Raw genomic sequence first — 14049 nt, 5'->3', positions numbered from 1 at the left:
GCAGGTGATCAGCGGTAACCCAGACGCGAGGTGCATGCCGGCCATGCGCCCCAGCCCTGCGACTTCTGCGTCACCGATGCGATGGCGATCTGTTCTTCGCGGGTGGCGAGATCGGCGCGCGGTGCGTATTTGAGACCGCCCTGGCGTTCCCAGGTGTTCTGGTCGAACTGCACGCCGCCGTAGAAACCGTTGCCGGTGTTGATGGCCCAGTTGCCGGTTGCCTCACACTGAGCAAGCGCGTCCCAGATCGCACCGTTCTCCACGGGTGGGACCTCGGTGCCGGGCTTGGCTCCGACGCGAACGGTCTTGGGCTGCGCGGGCACCTTGATCACTTCGTCGACCTTCTCGCGTCCGGCCTCGACCCCGTTGACCATGTTGATCTTCCAGGTGATGTCGGAGATACCGGGAGCGCCGGGGTTCTCGACGACGGTCTTGCTCATGTTCATCGTCGGATCCTCGATGCGCTGTTCCGGGGCATCGGTGTCGGTGGTCTCGGTCTTGGTGACGGTTCGGTCGCGCGTGACGACGATCTCGGCACCGTCGGTGACGGCGGCATCCGGGTCCGGTGACACGGTGTCTGCCTCTTCCAACGGCTTGCCCGCTGCTTCGAGGAAGTCGCGCACGGTCGGAGCGGCGAGCGTCATCGGCGTTGCCGGACTGCCTCCGTCGACCAGCAAGACCTGCTTGGGCAGGGCCACGTCCAGTTCGGTGCCGTCGAGGGGCAACCGCTCGGAGCGAGACGCCGACACGTGGACGTCCTCGGCGAGGCCCGTCTGCTGCAGAGCTTCCTCGACGGTCAACGCGGTGGTCCAGATCTCCTCCGGCTTGCCGTCGACGTTCAGGGTGATCTCGCGAGCGCGGCGCAGCACGACGGTGTCGCCGTCGCTCAGCCCGGAGTCGGGCGCGGGAACGACCAGATCCTTGTCCGACGGCGCATAGCCGGCATCGACGAGAGCGCTGTTGACGTCGGTCTTCATCGTGCTCAGCGAAATCATGTCGCCGTCGACGTCGATGGTCACGGTTTTGTGACGGCTCACCGCCATCACGCCCCCGGCGACCAGCGTCATCAACAGGGCCGCGATGACCAGGTAGAGCGTGGTCGAACGAGCGGAGTTGAGGCGTCTGATAGTCGACAAGTTTCGTATTCCTGGCGTTTGCAAGCGTGACTTCGGGGTCGAAACGCCCGAGTTCGGTCACGGTACGGTAACGAATTAGTACCTCCGCCGCAACCCAAGGAGCTAGAGCCCGTACACCCGCTCGGCATTTGCCGTCGCATGCGCCGCCAGTTCGGCCGGGTCCTGGCCACGAACCTCGGCCAGCGCCCGGGCGGTGTACGGCAGGCAGTACGGCTCGTTGGGTGCACCTCGAAACGGATGCGGAGTGAGAAACGGAGCATCCGTTTCCACCAGCACCAACTCGTCGGGCACCAGCACTGCGGCCTCACGCAGCGCATGCGCGTTCTTGAAGCTGACCGTCCCCGAGAAGCTGAGAACGTAACCGGCGTCGACGCAGGCCTTGGCGGTCTCGGGTCCGCCGGAGAAGCAGTGGAAGATCACCGTCTCCGGAGCGCCCTCGGCGACCAGGACCGCGAGCAGATCCTCGTCGGCCTCGCGGTTGTGGATCATCAGCGGCTTCCCGAGGCGCTTGGCGAGATCGATGTGCCAGCGAAACCCCTCGTGCTGCTCGGGGACCGTCGCACAGTCGTCGAGCTTGCCGGGCCAGTAGTAGTCAAGACCCGTTTCGCCGATGGCGACCACGCGGGGATCGGTTGCGAGTCGTTCGATCTCGGCCTTCGCTGCGTCGTCGAGCACGTTCGCGCGGGTGGGATGGATCGCGACCGCCGCCCACACCCGCGGATCCCAGGACGCAGCGTCGACGGCGAAGCGCGCGGCGTCGAGGTCGTCGGCGATCGTGACCACCCGGGTGACCCCCACCGACTCTGCGCGATCGACGATCGCGGCCACGCTCGCGGCATCTGTCGCTCCGCAGGCATCGAGGTGGGTGTGGGCGTCGACGAGGGTGCCGACGGCATCGGGCAACGGTGGCGCGGGACGTTCTCTACTCACGCTGGATAGAGTAGGCGCACCATGACTGCGCCAGCTGATGCCTCACGGCCACCCTTCTACGTCACCACGGCAATCGCGTACCCCAACGGAGCACCCCACATCGGGCACGCGTACGAGTACATCGCCACCGACACGATCGCGCGCTTCAAGCGCCTCGACGGCTACGACGTGCGTTTTCTGACGGGAACCGACGAGCACGGCCTCAAGATGCAGCAGACCGCGCAGAACGAGGGCATCGACGTCCGCGAGCTCGCAGCGCGCAATTCCGACGCCTTCCAGGCGGCTCACGATCTGCTGCAGAGCTCCTACGGTCGCTTCATCCGCACCACCGATGCCGACCACCACGCCGCGAGCCAGGAACTGTGGCGGCGGATGGAAGCGAACGGCGACATCTACCTCGACTCGTACTCCGGCTGGTACTCGGTCCGCGACGAGGCGTTCTACACCGAGGCCGAGACCACCCTGAACGAAGACGGCTCCCGCGTCGCGACCGAGACGAACACGCCGGTCGAATGGACCGAGGAGTCGTCGTACTTCTTCCGGCTCTCGCAGTACCAGGACAAGCTGCTCGAGATGTACGACGCGTCGCCCGATTTCATTGCGCCGAACACGCGCCGCAACGAGATCGTCAACTTCGTCAAGGGCGGTCTGCGCGACCTCTCGATCTCCCGGACCACCTTCGACTGGGGTGTGCCGGTACCCGGCGATCCCGCGCACGTGATGTACGTGTGGGTCGACGCGTTGACCAACTACCTGACCGGTGCGGGTTTCCCCGAGACCGACTCGGAGGCGTACCGGAAGTTCTGGCCCGCCGATCTGCATGTCATCGGCAAGGACATCACGAGATTCCACACCGTCTACTGGCCGGCGTTCCTGATGTCGGCAGGCATCGAGTTGCCCAAGCGGGTGTTCGTGCACGGGTTCTTGAATGTCAAGGGCGAGAAGATGTCCAAGTCTCTGGGCAACGTTCTGACTCCCGACTCGTTGGTGGAGAACTACGGCCTCGATCCGGTGCGCTTCTTCTTCCTCCGCGAGGTCTCGTTCGGGCAGGACGGCAGCTACAGCCACGAGGCGATCGTTGCCCGCGTCAACGCCGATCTGTCCAACGAACTGGGCAACCTCGCGCAGCGTTCGTTGACGATGGTGGCCAAGAACCTGGAGGGAAAGCTTCCGACACCGGGTGCGTTCACCGCCGAGGACGAGGCGATGCTGGCCCGCGCGGACGCGCTGCTGGAGATCTGCCGCCGCGAATTCGACGTGCAGGCAATCCATTCCGCGCTCGAAGCGATCTGGTCGGTACTCGGCGAGACGAACCGCTACTTCTCGCTGCAACAGCCATGGGTGCTGCGCAAGACCGACCCCGATCGCATGGCCACCGTGCTGTACGTGACGATCGAGGTGCTGCGCATCGTGAGCATCCTGACTCAGCCCGTCATGCCCGATTCCGCGTCGCGCATCCTCGACCTGCTCGGGGCATCGAACCGCGAATTCGCGGACATCGCAACACGTTCGGTGCCCGAAACCGCTCTCCCGGCCCCGACGCCGGTGTTCCCCAAGTACGAGTAGAGCGCTCCGCGCATGTGAGTGGAACTTCGTAGCCCACTACGAAGTTCCACTCACATGCGGCTACACCGCTTTCTCGAGCTCCTCCAACGTGTTCTCGAGATGCGTCAGCATCCGCTGGAGGTGCGGCACACTGCGTCGGCAGCCGATGAGCCCGAAGTTCAACGAGTCGCCGTTGCTGGCGACGGTGATGTTGAGCGCCTGCCCATCGGCCACGATCGACGCCGGGTAGATGCCGTCGAGTTTCGCGCCGTTCCAGTACAGATCCTCCTTGGACCCCGGCACGTTGGAGATGATGACGTTGAACGGCGGCGGGGTGTAGTCGACGAATCCCGGTACTGGCCCGAACAGCAACGGGGCCATGGTGATTGCGCCGACGGCAAGAGCCTCGAGGGTGTTGAGCTCACCCATCATCTGCTTCCCTCGGACGGTGGACTGCTTGATGCGTTCGAGACGGAGCAACGGATCGGATTCGTCGGTTCCCAGATTGCACAGGATGGTCGTCACGGAGTTACCCGCGTCCTTGCTGTCGCCCTCCTTGCGGAGAGATACCGGAACCATGGCGATCAAGGGCTCCTCGGGCAACGCGTTCTGATCGATGAGATACGCGCGCAACGCTCCGGCGCACATCGCGAGCACCATGTCGTTGAGCGTGGCGTCGAGCGCCGTGCCGACCTTGCGAATTCGCTCGATCGACCAACTCTCGGCGGCGAACCGGCGGGCTCCACCGATCGGCACGTTGAACATCGTCCGCGGAGCCTGCAGCGGTAGCTGTGCACCCTGTTTCTTCAACGCGCGCAACCCGATTCGAGCGGATGCCGGCGCAAAATCGACCAGGTCGCCGGCAATCTTGCGTCCCATCGAGAGCCCGCTACCGAGCTGCGCCAACCGCCCGGGCTGCTCGGCGTCGGCCTGCTTCGCGCGCTTACGGAACAACGACGGGTCCCAGGTGGCGACCCCGTTGCGATCTTCCGGATCGTCGGTGAGCGTGCGCATAGACAGCTTGAGAGCGCTGACGCCGTCGACCAAGGAGTGATGCATCTTGGTGTACAACGCAATTCGTCCGTCGGCCAGCCCCTCGATGATGTGCAGTTCCCACATCGGTCGGTACCGATCCAACGGTGCACTGTGATTCAGAGACAAGAACTGGAACAACTCACGGATGCGTCCCGGCGAGGGCAACACGGCACGTCGGACGTGGTACTCGAAGTCGACATCAGGGTCGTAGGCCCACGCCAGGTTTCCCATGATCTGCACGGGCCGGGCAGGCCGCTTGCGGAACAACTCGTGCACCTCACCGGTGGTGAACTTGTGGTGCACCTCCTGCGCGAACTCGTGCGGATCGCCCGGGGGAACGAACAGTTGCAGCCCGCCCACGTGCATCGGGTGCTCCCGTGATTCGGCTATCAGAAACATCGATTCGGTGATGGGCATGAGTGCCATGAGCTGTCCTTCTCCCCTTTGTTTCATGTCACGTTACGGCACCGAATGTGACTCAGAACACGACCTTACGTGCGCTCACGAAATCCCACCCGCTATTGTCCGTTACGAGGGGTTCCAAACAGAACGGGGATCCGACGCACGGCGCACACGCGCCCTGCACAGCCAACGGGGATGGAGGCGACGGCTATGAATCCGGCGCTCACCGTAGTGAAAACGTCCGAGGCGGCAGCCACTGCGCGCCGCCGCGATATCCGCGGAGCAAGTCTGCAGTCGCAGATCCTGTCCAAGTACCTGCAGTTCACCGTGCGGCCGTTCCTGACGGTGTGGGCGCAGGCACCGTCACTGCCGTGGCCGATGGGTTTGGTCGACTACGCGGGTCTGCTCGTCCCCCAGATCAGCGGCACCACCCGCAGTCGCGTCATGCTCTCCGAGTGCGAGGCCGAGTGGATTCGTGCCGAAGGCAGTGGAAACGATCGTGTCGTTCTCTACATGCACGGCGGTGCCTTCGTCTGCTGCGGACTGCGGACGCATCGGCGGATGACCTCACGGGTCTCCAAGAGCGTCGACGGCGCAGTCCTGTCGGTGAATTACCGCATGATGCCGCGCAACCCGATCTCGCACGCCGTCGAGGACGGGGTCGACGCCTACCGCTTCCTCCTCGATTCCGGCTACCGCCCGGACCAGATCCTCATGGGCGGGGATTCGGCGGGCGGATATCTCGCTTTCATGGTCACCCTGGCGCTGCGGACCGTCGGCCTGCCCGCACCGGCCGGGATCTTCACGATGTCGCCACTGACCGACATGGACCCCACCGGCAAGCTCACCCACGAGAACGCCGGCAAGTGTTCGGTGTTCCCGTCCAATGCCGTTCCTGCGCTGACCGCGCTCGCCGATCGTGTCGACGCCCGCATCGTCGTCGAAGGTGAACGCGGCCCACGGGTCTCACCGGTCGACGGCGATCTCGCCGGCCTGCCGCCCGTGCTGATCCAGGTCGGATCGACCGAAATGGTCTATGCCGACGCCGAACTCATGGCTCAGCGCCTCGCCGTTGCCGGAGTCGATTGCGAACTCCAGGTCTTCGAGGATCAGGTGCACGTGTTCCAGGCAGCCGACTTCGTCCCCGAAGCCCGACGCGCACTACGCGCCATCGGCGAGTTCGCCCGCAACGTCAGCCCCCGTACAGAAAGCTGAGATACCTTCTCCCCATGGCAGTCACAGTGAACAAGTCCGTCGACATCGAGGCGGACGCAGCGACAATTCTCGACGTCCTCGCCGATGTCGAAGGCATCCCGTCGTGGTCTCCCGTGCACAAGAAGTGCGAGGTGGTCGACCGCTTCGACGACGGTCGGCCGAACCACGTCAAGATGAAGGTCTCGATCATCGGTATCAACGACGAGCAGTTGGTCCAGTACACCTGGAGCGAGAACGAGGTGTCGTGGAGCTTGGTGGAGAGCACCCAGCAGAAGGCTCAGGAAGGCCGATACACGTTGACGCCCAAGGATAACGGGACGCACGTCGAATTCGAGCTGACCGTCGACCCGAAGGCTCCCCTGCCCGGCTTCCTCGTGAAGAAGGGCACCAAGACCATTCTCGAAGCAGCGACCGAAGGGCTACGCCAGCACGTGGTGGGCTGAGCGTCACTGGTCCTTGCGGGCAGCGAGAACGGCCTCGTACACCTCGCGTTTGGACACGCCTGCGACGGCCACCTGAGCGCAGGCGTCCTTCAAACGCATGCCCGACGCCACGAGCGATTCCACCTCGGCGACGAGATCCTCGGGTTCCTCGGCGATGGCGACTGCTCCTTCGAGTACGACGGTGATCTCACCGCGGACTCCGTCACGTGCCCAGTCGAGCAGCTCCCCCAGGCCGCCGCGGCGGACCTCCTCGTAGGTCTTGGTGAGCTCTCGGCACACCGCAGCGCGGCGAGCGGGACCGAGAACGTGCACGGCGTCCTCGAGACACGCGACGAGCCGATGCGGGGCCTCGAAGAAGACGATGGTGCGCGGTTCGGCGAGCACCGACTGAAAATAGGTACGCCGCTGTCCCTGCTTGCGCGGGGCGAACCCGTCGAAGCAGAACCGTTCGACCGGTAGCCCCGACAGCGCCAGCGCGGTCGTGACGGCGGACGGGCCGGGCAGGCAGGTCACCGGCAGGTCGGCATCGACGCAGGCTGCGACCAACCGGTAGCCCGGATCGCTCACCGACGGCATGCCTGCGTCGGTCACCAGCAGCACGGTCTTTCCCTCGGTGACGGCCTCGACCAGCGCGGGTAGCCGCGCCGTTTCGACCTGGTCGTAGAAACTGACGACCCTGCCCCCGATCGCAACGCCGAGCGAGGATGCCAGTTGTTTGGTACGTCGGGTGTCTTCGGCGGCCACGATATCGGCACTGCCGAGGGCATCGCGCAGGCGCTGCGAGGCGTCTCCGACGTCGCCCATCGGGGTGGCAGCAAGGATGAGCATGTCTCCAGTGTCTCCCATGCGGTGCAGCGGCCTGCCGCCCGCTCCGGAACACCGCCTACGATCGGTACGTGACCTTGCTGACCTCTGAGCGCTCCGGCGACCGGTCGATGGTCAGTCCCGGGCCAACCGTTGCCGCGCGCGACTGGTTCCACGACACCGATGTACGACGCGGTTGGATCGTCACCCTCGTCGTCACCGCCATCTGTGCGATCACGCGCTTCACGATGTTGCGCTACCCCACCGACGCCGGAACGCCGGTGTTCGACGAGAAGCACTACGCACCGCAGGGTTATCAGGTGCTCACCGGCGGCGGGCTCGAGGACAATCCGGCCTACGGACTGGTGGTGCACCCGCCGGTCGGCAAGCAGCTGATCGCCGTCGGCGAGGCGTTGTTCGGCTACAACGGTTGGGGATGGCGTTTTTCGTCCGCGGTTGCAGGAACGCTGTTGGTACTGCTGGTGATTCGCATCGTCCGACGCCTCACCCACTCGACGCTCATCGGTGCGATCGCCGGAATCCTGCTCATCGTCGACGGTGTCACGTTCGTCAGCAGCCGTATCGGCATGCTGGACATCTTTCTGGCCCTGTTCGTCACCGCTGCTCTGGGTTGCCTGGTGGTAGACCGCGACGACGTGCGAAAGCGATTGTGGACGGTGCGAGCCGAGGGCCGCATGGACGTCAGCGACCTCGGCCCTCGAATGGGTGTGCGGTGGTGGCGTTTCGGGGCCGGCATCATGCTGGGCCTGGCATGCGGCACCAAGTGGTCGGGTCTGTACTTCATCGCGTTCTTCGGCTTGCTGAGCGTGGCGTTCGACCTGGCTGCTCGTCGCTCGTACGGGGTGCGCCGACCGTGGCGGGGAACGGCAGTGCGCGACATCGGACCCGCGCTGTACGCGCTGGTGATCGTTCCGATCGCCGTGTACCTGATGACGTATTGGGCGTGGTTCACCTCCGAGACCGGTGTCGACCGGCACGAGGTGGGCAACGGCATCGGGTTCGGCGGACCGTTCTCCTTCGTCCCCGGTGCACTGCGGTCGCTCTGGTACTACAGCGGCAGTGTGCTCGATTTTCATGAGGGACTGACCAATTCGGCAGGCAATCGGCACCCGTGGGAATCCAAGCCGTGGACGTGGCCGATGGGCCTACGCCCCATGCTGTACTACTTCGCCGACGGCGAGAGCGTGTCGGGTTGTTCGGCGTCGTCGTGCGTGAAGGCGATCATGCTGATCGGTACGCCCGCGATGTGGTGGTTGGCATTACCGATGCTCGCCTGGACGCTGTGGTCCGTTCTCGTACGACGAGATTGGCGTTACGCCACAGTTCTCGTCGGATACGGTGCCGCACTGTTGCCCTGGTTCGCGACCCTCGACCGGCAGATGTACTACTTCTATGCGGTGGCGCTCGCGCCGTTCATGGTGATGGGCTTCGCACTGGTGCTGGGCGACATCATCGGAAAAGCGAGCGCCTCGGCCGAGAGACGCGGCACCGGACTGCTCTTGGTGTGCCTGTACATCGCGGTGGTGATCGCCAACTTCGTGTGGCTGTGGCCGATCCTCACCGCGATGCCGATCACCCCGCAGATGTGGCAGGAACAATTGTGGTTACCGAGCTGGCGCTGAGCGCCCCACCCGGCTCGCTACCGACTACTGCAGAATTGCGGTCTTGCCCTTGGTGATTCCGTCGATGCTGATGCGACCGGCACCGAACGCCGCGAGCATGAGTGCGCCTACCCCGAGAGCGACAACGAGCTCGTAGCCGTTTTCTGTTGCGAAGACCCCGTTCTCGAAGTGGACGAGGAATGCAGCTCCCAACATGTCGACGAACAGCAGCAGACCGGCGATCGGAGTGAAAATGCCGAGAACCAGTGCGCCGCCGCCGATGAGCTCGACGAACGTTGCGAAGTAGGCAGACGCCGTGGGCACCGGAATGTTCATCGTTTCGAAACTGGCTGCAGTGCCGTCGAGGCCGTAGGTGTTGAGCTTCTGCCACCCGTGGGCGATGAAGACGACTCCCAGGCCGATACGGGCTACGAGGGCGACGGCGTCACGGACGAGTGTTGAGTTCATTGATAGGCATCCTTCTGGCGCGGCTGAATGGGCAGCACCACCCTGACAGAAGGAGGTTGAAGCGTCAACTTACCGGCCGCCTGCCCCTTTCAGAGCAGCTTCGAGGAACGTTCTCGCCTGGTCGTCGTCGAGACCGATAGATCTGACGGCCCGTACGAATTCCGTTGCCGCCCTGGCTGCAATATCTCGCGACGGATCGCCACCGGATGCGACGAACGAACCGGACCTGCCCCGCGTCTCGATGATTCCCTGCTGTTCGAGCTCCCGATAGGTCTTCGCCACCGTGTTCGGCGCGATCTTCAACTCTTCGGCCAACCCGCGAACCGTAGGAATCTTGGTTCCGGCGATGAGATCCCCGGACCGCACCAATCCCAGAATCTGCATCCGCAATTGCTCGAACACCGGGGTCGTGTTCGACGGATCGATGCTTACGCGCACAACTGCCTCATCGAACCGCGTCGACAGCGTCAGCAATGGACGTCGACCCGGATGTGAGCATCAGCGTCTTGCCGATGGCGCTGCCGGTGTCGATCAGGCGGGCGACGACCGCTGCAACGTCTGCACGGGTCACCTCGCCGGGCTCGAGTGGAGGCTCGGTGAGCGATACCGAGTCCGTCGGATCCTCGTCGGTCAGCTTGCCGGGACGGAGAACCGTCCAGTCCAAGTCCGCGCGGGACGAAACATCCTCTTCCGCAGCAGTTTTGGCCCGGATGTATGCTTTCCATCCCTCGTCGAGGTCGTCCGCGACCGGCTCACCGGCCCCGAAGGAACTGATCAGGACGTAGCGGCGAACGCCGGCCTTCTCGGCGGCGTCGGCCAGCAACACCGCGCCGGCCCGGTCGACGGTGTCCTTGCGCTCGGGGCCGCTGTTGGGACCTGCACCGGCCGCGAACACCACTGCGTCGGCACCGGCGAGAACGTCGGCCAACTCGTCGACGGACGCGGACTCCAAGTCGATGACCTGCGGCAGCGCACCGAGGGCCGTGACGGCATCGACGTGGTCGCTGTTGCGTATGAGCGACACAGCGCGGTCACCGTGCGCCGTGAGAACCTGCGTGAGATGTTGGGCGATCTGGCCGTGCCCACCTGCAATGACAATGCGCTTGTCGGTCATGCGACTACTCCCGTTCCTGGCGTTGATCTGTCGCGTTGGCTACCCGCGTGACAGGATTGCAAACATGACCCGGGCCGCGACCATCTATCACAACCCACGCTGCAACACCTCCCGCACCGTTCTGAAGATGATCGAGGATGCGGGCGTCGTTCCCCAGGTCGTCAAGTACCTCGAGACCCCGCCGACCGAAGACGAACTCCGCACGCTGCTCGCCGACGCGGGACTCGAACCACGTCAGGCTGTTCGCACCCGCGAGAGTATCTACAAGGAACTCGAACTGGCGGTGGCCGATGACGAGACCTTGATTGCGGCGATGGCGGCGCACCCGATTCTGATCGAACGCCCGATCGTGGTCACCGACAAGGGAACCGTGCTGGCTCGCCCCGCCGACAGGGTCCTCGCCGTCCTCTAGAAATCTTTTGTCCGTCAAAGCCTTTCGCGCGACACCGGGCACGACATACACCGAGGGCCACCCCGGCCCGAGCCCAACTCGGATCCGGAGATTCGCAACACCTCGATGCCCGACGCCTCGAGCCGCGCATTGGTCTCGACGTTGCGTTCGTAGGCGACGACCACCCCCGGGGAGATGGCGAGGGTGTTGTTGCCGTCGTCCCATTGCTCGCGTTCGGCGGTCACATGATCGAGTCCGGTGTCGATCAACCGGAGTTTGCCGATCCCCATCGCATCGGCGGCGGCTTCGAGGAACGGGTCGGCGCCGCGAATACTGACACCCGCATCCTCACGGTGAATCGTGAACGCGGACAACGTGTCCTGAATCGCCGGATACATCACGACCGCGTCGGTGTCGACCATCGTGCAGACGGTATCGAGGTGCATCGACGCCCGCTCCTGCGCGATCGGCACCACCAACACGCTGTGTGCCAGATCGTCCTCGAACAGACTGCGCGCCAACGCTTCTGCGCCCGCAGGGGTGGTGCGCTCCCCCACACCCACCGCTACCACGCCGGGAGCGAGCAGCAACACGTCCCCGCCTTCGACCGGAGCGGTACGGGATTCGTACGCACGTCGCACGCCCTTGAACATGGGATGGAATGCGTAGATCAGATCGGTCAGCGACGTTTCCCGCACTCGGGCAGGCAAGGCCAGGGAGGTGATCGCCACTCGGTTGTCGATCCAGAACGACGAGTCACGGGTGAACAGCAGATTGGGTAGCGGATCGATGACGAAGTCGCCTCCGTGATGCATGCGGCGAACCAGCGAGGCACCACTGGGCTCGGACTCGCCGGACTCGGCTTCGAGCAACTCGTCGAACGTCATGCCCGCCATCAGGATCCGGGCCAGATCGGCTGCCGGGATACCGCGCAGATACTGGGCGAGATCCTCGGCGAGCGCCCGTCCCAGCCGCCGGGCGTCGACGGCAGCCGAGATGCCCTGCATCCGAGCAGCACCACTGACCGTCATCGCTTCGGTGAGGAGTTCGCCGAGCAGCAGCACCGTCACGCCGCGGCTGCGGAGCAGTTCTGCGAACGCATCGTGCTCGTCCTGTGCCCGGTCCACCCAGGGCAACCCGTCGAACAGCAGCTGGTCGTTGTTTCTCGGAGTCAGGCGCCGCAGCTCATCACCCGGGCGGTGCAGCATCACCGTGCGGAGCACACCTACCTCGGAATTGGCTCCCAACGGGCCCGCAGCGGAGTCGACACTCATGAACGAACGGTAAACCCATTCGTCGTCCAGCGCTGGCATCCGGACCTGAAGTAAGGTCGAGGTCGTGCCGATGCCCGAGTGGAACGTCCGTGAACTGACCCCCGGCCAGCTGTCCGAGCGCAGCGGCGTCGCCGTGTCCGCGTTGCATTTCTACGAGAAGCAGGGCCTGATCAGCAGCCGACGAACATCGGGCAACCAGCGCAGGTTTCACCGTGAGACTTTGCGCAGAGTGGCGTTCATTCGCATCTCGCAAAAGGTGGGAATTCCTCTCGCGACCATCCGTCAGGCGTTGAGCGAACTTCCGGACGAGCGAACGCCCACCCGCGAGGACTGGGCCAGGCTGTCGACGCGATGGCACCGCGAACTGGACTCACGCATCGAGCAGCTGATTCGCCTACGGGACGATTTGACCGGGTGCATCGGCTGCGGCTGTCTGTCGTTGGCCGGCTGCGCTCTGGCCAACCCGCACGACCGACTCTCCTACTCCGGCCCCGGCGCTCGCACACTCGATGTCGACTTGGACGCCCCGTCGGTGCGACGCGGCTCGAGCAGCTTGGAGAACTGATCGTTCGCTCGTTGCAGCACGAACTCGTACGGTGGCGCGAACTTTCGCGAGATCCAGTAACCGAAGCGAATGTCGTTGGAGGAGTAAACGAGGTACTTGCGTTTGGCGATGCCGGTGAGAATCGCATCGGCCACGACCGACGGTTCGACAGCACGCTTCTCGAACCGGTGCTGCAGTTTCTGCACACGAGGATCGTCTCGATCGATGCCGGCGATCTGCAGTGTCTGCACCAGGCCGGTCTTGACACCACCGGGCACGACGAGGCTCACGCCGATTCCGTGACGTTTGAGGTCGTATCGAAGAACTTCGGACACGCCACGAAGGCCGTACTTGCTGGCGCTGTAAGCAGCGTGCCAGGGCAGAGGAATCAATCCCGCCGCAGACGAGACGTTGACCAGATGCCCACCACGGCCCGCCTCGATCATCGGCGGGAGGAATTTCTCGATGACATGAATGGGACCCATGAGGTTGACATCGACCATGGACTTCCAATGCCGATGCTCCAGATTCTCGACGGTGCCCCACGCCGAGATGCCCGCGACGTTCATGACGACGTCGAGGCTGCCGAACTCGGTGTGAATATCGTCCGCGAAGGCGGTGACCGCGTCGAAATCGGAGACGTCGAAGGGCAAGGAGTGACTCACCGTGCCGCCCGCCCGACCGACCAGGTCCACGGTCTCGGCGAGGCCGGAGGCGTTGATATCGGTGAGGAACAGTTCTGCTCCCACAGCTGCAGCCGCGATCGCCGTCGCCCGGCCGATTCCGCTGCCCGCTCCCGTGATCAACGTTTTCTTGCCGCGCAGATCATATGTAGCCATCGAAGCTTGTTCCCCCACCGGTTGCCACGTGTCAGGTCGATTCCGACCCTACGCGGTGACGACCGAGAGGGCCGTCACAATCTTTGCGACATCTCGTCTCGGTAGTTGGCGACGGTGCTCTCGATACGCGTCGCCTCGTCGTCGGCACCTCGTTTTCGCGCGTCGTCCGCGCGGTGCTGCAGAGTGCCGATCGCTTTCCGGAGCTCGTTGTCCGACATTCTGTGTTCCATGTCACACAGTGTGCGCCTCACATCGGCGCGCAGCAAGCACCCCAGGCGACGAGAACC

At 64.4% G+C, this 14049-nt stretch carries 16 protein-coding genes; 6 read left to right on the top strand and 10 right to left on the bottom strand.

Features of this window, described 5'->3' with window-relative positions:
• Nucleotides 1–8: 8 nt before the first annotated feature.
• Both QM588_RS09540 and QM588_RS09535 read right to left on the bottom strand, forming a co-directional pair.
• Nucleotides 9–1136 carry a resuscitation-promoting factor gene (locus QM588_RS09540; RefSeq protein WP_283312786.1) on the bottom strand — a complete coding sequence of 376 codons (1128 nt, stop codon included), beginning with the start codon at nucleotides 1134–1136 and terminating at the stop codon, nucleotides 9–11.
• A gap of 102 nt (nucleotides 1137–1238) precedes the next feature.
• Complete coding sequence (locus tag QM588_RS09535; protein WP_283312784.1) at nucleotides 1239–2066, bottom strand: TatD family hydrolase; 828 nt, start codon at nucleotides 2064–2066, stop codon at nucleotides 1239–1241.
• A 21-nt stretch (nucleotides 2067–2087) separates the two neighbouring features.
• On the opposite strand from QM588_RS09535, the gene metG reads away from it, so the two are divergent.
• On the top strand, nucleotides 2088–3632 hold the full coding sequence (gene metG / locus QM588_RS09530) for a methionine--tRNA ligase (protein WP_283312783.1): 1545 nt from the start codon (nucleotides 2088–2090) through the stop codon (nucleotides 3630–3632).
• 60 nt (nucleotides 3633–3692) lie between these two features.
• Here metG and QM588_RS09525 read toward each other — a convergent pair whose 3' ends face one another.
• Nucleotides 3693–5072: a WS/DGAT/MGAT family O-acyltransferase gene (locus QM588_RS09525; RefSeq protein ID WP_283312782.1), complete on the bottom strand. Its 1380-nt coding sequence runs from the start codon at nucleotides 5070–5072 to the stop codon at nucleotides 3693–3695.
• Nucleotides 5073–5258: 186 nt separating this feature from the next.
• Here QM588_RS09525 and QM588_RS09520 point away from each other — a divergent pair, with 186 nt between their 5' ends.
• Both QM588_RS09520 and QM588_RS09515 read left to right on the top strand, forming a co-directional pair.
• Entirely contained in the window at nucleotides 5259–6263 is a 1005-nt protein-coding gene (locus QM588_RS09520; protein ID WP_283312781.1) for an alpha/beta hydrolase, read from the top strand.
• Nucleotides 6264–6277: 14 nt separating this feature from the next.
• A complete protein-coding gene (locus QM588_RS09515; RefSeq protein WP_283312779.1) occupies nucleotides 6278–6706 on the top strand; it encodes an SRPBCC family protein in 429 nt (142 codons plus the stop codon).
• A 3-nt stretch (nucleotides 6707–6709) separates the two neighbouring features.
• Here the strand turns inward: QM588_RS09515 and rsmI are convergent, their stop codons facing one another.
• Nucleotides 6710–7534: a 16S rRNA (cytidine(1402)-2'-O)-methyltransferase gene (gene rsmI, locus QM588_RS09510; RefSeq protein WP_283312778.1), complete on the bottom strand. Its 825-nt coding sequence runs from the start codon at nucleotides 7532–7534 to the stop codon at nucleotides 6710–6712.
• Nucleotides 7535–7641: 107 nt separating this feature from the next.
• On the opposite strand from rsmI, the gene QM588_RS09505 reads away from it, so the two are divergent.
• Nucleotides 7642–9153: a dolichyl-phosphate-mannose--protein mannosyltransferase gene (locus tag QM588_RS09505; protein ID WP_027496066.1), complete on the top strand. Its 1512-nt coding sequence runs from the start codon at nucleotides 7642–7644 to the stop codon at nucleotides 9151–9153.
• Nucleotides 9154–9177: 24 nt separating this feature from the next.
• Here QM588_RS09505 and QM588_RS09500 read toward each other — a convergent pair whose 3' ends face one another.
• The 3 genes from QM588_RS09500 to QM588_RS09490 all read right to left on the bottom strand — a co-directional run bounded on the left by QM588_RS09500 (nucleotide 9178) and on the right by QM588_RS09490 (nucleotide 10714).
• Nucleotides 9178–9600, bottom strand: coding sequence for a DoxX family protein (locus QM588_RS09500; protein ID WP_283312777.1), 423 nt, complete (start codon nucleotides 9598–9600; stop codon nucleotides 9178–9180).
• Nucleotides 9601–9669: 69 nt separating this feature from the next.
• Complete coding sequence (locus QM588_RS09495; RefSeq protein WP_027496064.1) at nucleotides 9670–10038, bottom strand: GntR family transcriptional regulator; 369 nt, start codon at nucleotides 10036–10038, stop codon at nucleotides 9670–9672.
• 7 nt (nucleotides 10039–10045) lie between these two features.
• Nucleotides 10046–10714: an SDR family oxidoreductase gene (locus QM588_RS09490; RefSeq protein WP_283312775.1), complete on the bottom strand. Its 669-nt coding sequence runs from the start codon at nucleotides 10712–10714 to the stop codon at nucleotides 10046–10048.
• A 64-nt stretch (nucleotides 10715–10778) separates the two neighbouring features.
• On the opposite strand from QM588_RS09490, the gene arsC reads away from it, so the two are divergent.
• Nucleotides 10779–11126, top strand: a complete 348-nt coding sequence (gene arsC / locus QM588_RS09485) for an arsenate reductase (glutaredoxin) (protein ID WP_283312773.1) — start codon at nucleotides 10779–10781, stop codon at nucleotides 11124–11126.
• A gap of 14 nt (nucleotides 11127–11140) precedes the next feature.
• Here arsC and QM588_RS09480 read toward each other — a convergent pair whose 3' ends face one another.
• Entirely contained in the window at nucleotides 11141–12379 is a 1239-nt protein-coding gene (locus QM588_RS09480; protein ID WP_283312772.1) for an arginine deiminase, read from the bottom strand.
• A 64-nt stretch (nucleotides 12380–12443) separates the two neighbouring features.
• Here QM588_RS09480 and soxR point away from each other — a divergent pair, with 64 nt between their 5' ends.
• On the top strand, nucleotides 12444–12944 hold the full coding sequence (gene soxR / locus QM588_RS09475; protein WP_283312771.1) for a redox-sensitive transcriptional activator SoxR: 501 nt from the start codon (nucleotides 12444–12446) through the stop codon (nucleotides 12942–12944).
• Here the strand turns inward: soxR and QM588_RS09470 are convergent.
• Both QM588_RS09470 and QM588_RS09465 read right to left on the bottom strand, forming a co-directional pair.
• Entirely contained in the window at nucleotides 12860–13762 is a 903-nt protein-coding gene (locus QM588_RS09470) for an SDR family oxidoreductase (protein WP_283312769.1), read from the bottom strand. The two genes, soxR and QM588_RS09470, sit on opposite strands and share 85 nt — an antisense overlap.
• A gap of 74 nt (nucleotides 13763–13836) precedes the next feature.
• On the bottom strand, nucleotides 13837–13992 hold the full coding sequence (locus QM588_RS09465; RefSeq protein ID WP_283312767.1) for a hypothetical protein: 156 nt from the start codon (nucleotides 13990–13992) through the stop codon (nucleotides 13837–13839).
• Between the last annotated feature and the right edge of the window lie 57 nt (nucleotides 13993–14049).

It is taken from the genome of Rhodococcus sp. IEGM 1354, from assembly GCF_030056855.1.
Taxonomy (GTDB): domain Bacteria; phylum Actinomycetota; class Actinomycetes; order Mycobacteriales; family Mycobacteriaceae; genus Rhodococcoides.
This window is presented reverse-complemented; position numbering and strand designations above follow the sequence as displayed.

Coding starts and splice junctions, on each gene's coding strand:
- QM588_RS09480 (WP_283312772.1), bottom strand. CDS start 12,379: ATGAGTGTCGACTCCGCTGCGGGCCCGTTGGGAGCCAATTCCGAGGTA.
- QM588_RS09470 (WP_283312769.1), bottom strand. CDS start 13,762: ATGGCTACATATGATCTGCGCGGCAAGAAAACGTTGATCACGGGAGCG.
- QM588_RS09500 (WP_283312777.1), bottom strand. CDS start 9,600: ATGAACTCAACACTCGTCCGTGACGCCGTCGCCCTCGTAGCCCGTATC.
- QM588_RS09490 (WP_283312775.1), bottom strand. CDS start 10,714: ATGACCGACAAGCGCATTGTCATTGCAGGTGGGCACGGCCAGATCGCC.
- QM588_RS09525 (WP_283312782.1), bottom strand. CDS start 5,072: ATGGCACTCATGCCCATCACCGAATCGATGTTTCTGATAGCCGAATCA.
- QM588_RS09520 (WP_283312781.1), top strand. CDS start 5,259: ATGAATCCGGCGCTCACCGTAGTGAAAACGTCCGAGGCGGCAGCCACT.
- arsC (WP_283312773.1), top strand. CDS start 10,779: ATGACCCGGGCCGCGACCATCTATCACAACCCACGCTGCAACACCTCC.
- QM588_RS09505 (WP_027496066.1), top strand. CDS start 7,642: ATGGTCAGTCCCGGGCCAACCGTTGCCGCGCGCGACTGGTTCCACGAC.
- QM588_RS09465 (WP_283312767.1), bottom strand. CDS start 13,992: ATGGAACACAGAATGTCGGACAACGAGCTCCGGAAAGCGATCGGCACT.
- QM588_RS09515 (WP_283312779.1), top strand. CDS start 6,278: ATGGCAGTCACAGTGAACAAGTCCGTCGACATCGAGGCGGACGCAGCG.
- rsmI (WP_283312778.1), bottom strand. CDS start 7,534: ATGCTCATCCTTGCTGCCACCCCGATGGGCGACGTCGGAGACGCCTCG.
- metG (WP_283312783.1), top strand. CDS start 2,088: ATGACTGCGCCAGCTGATGCCTCACGGCCACCCTTCTACGTCACCACG.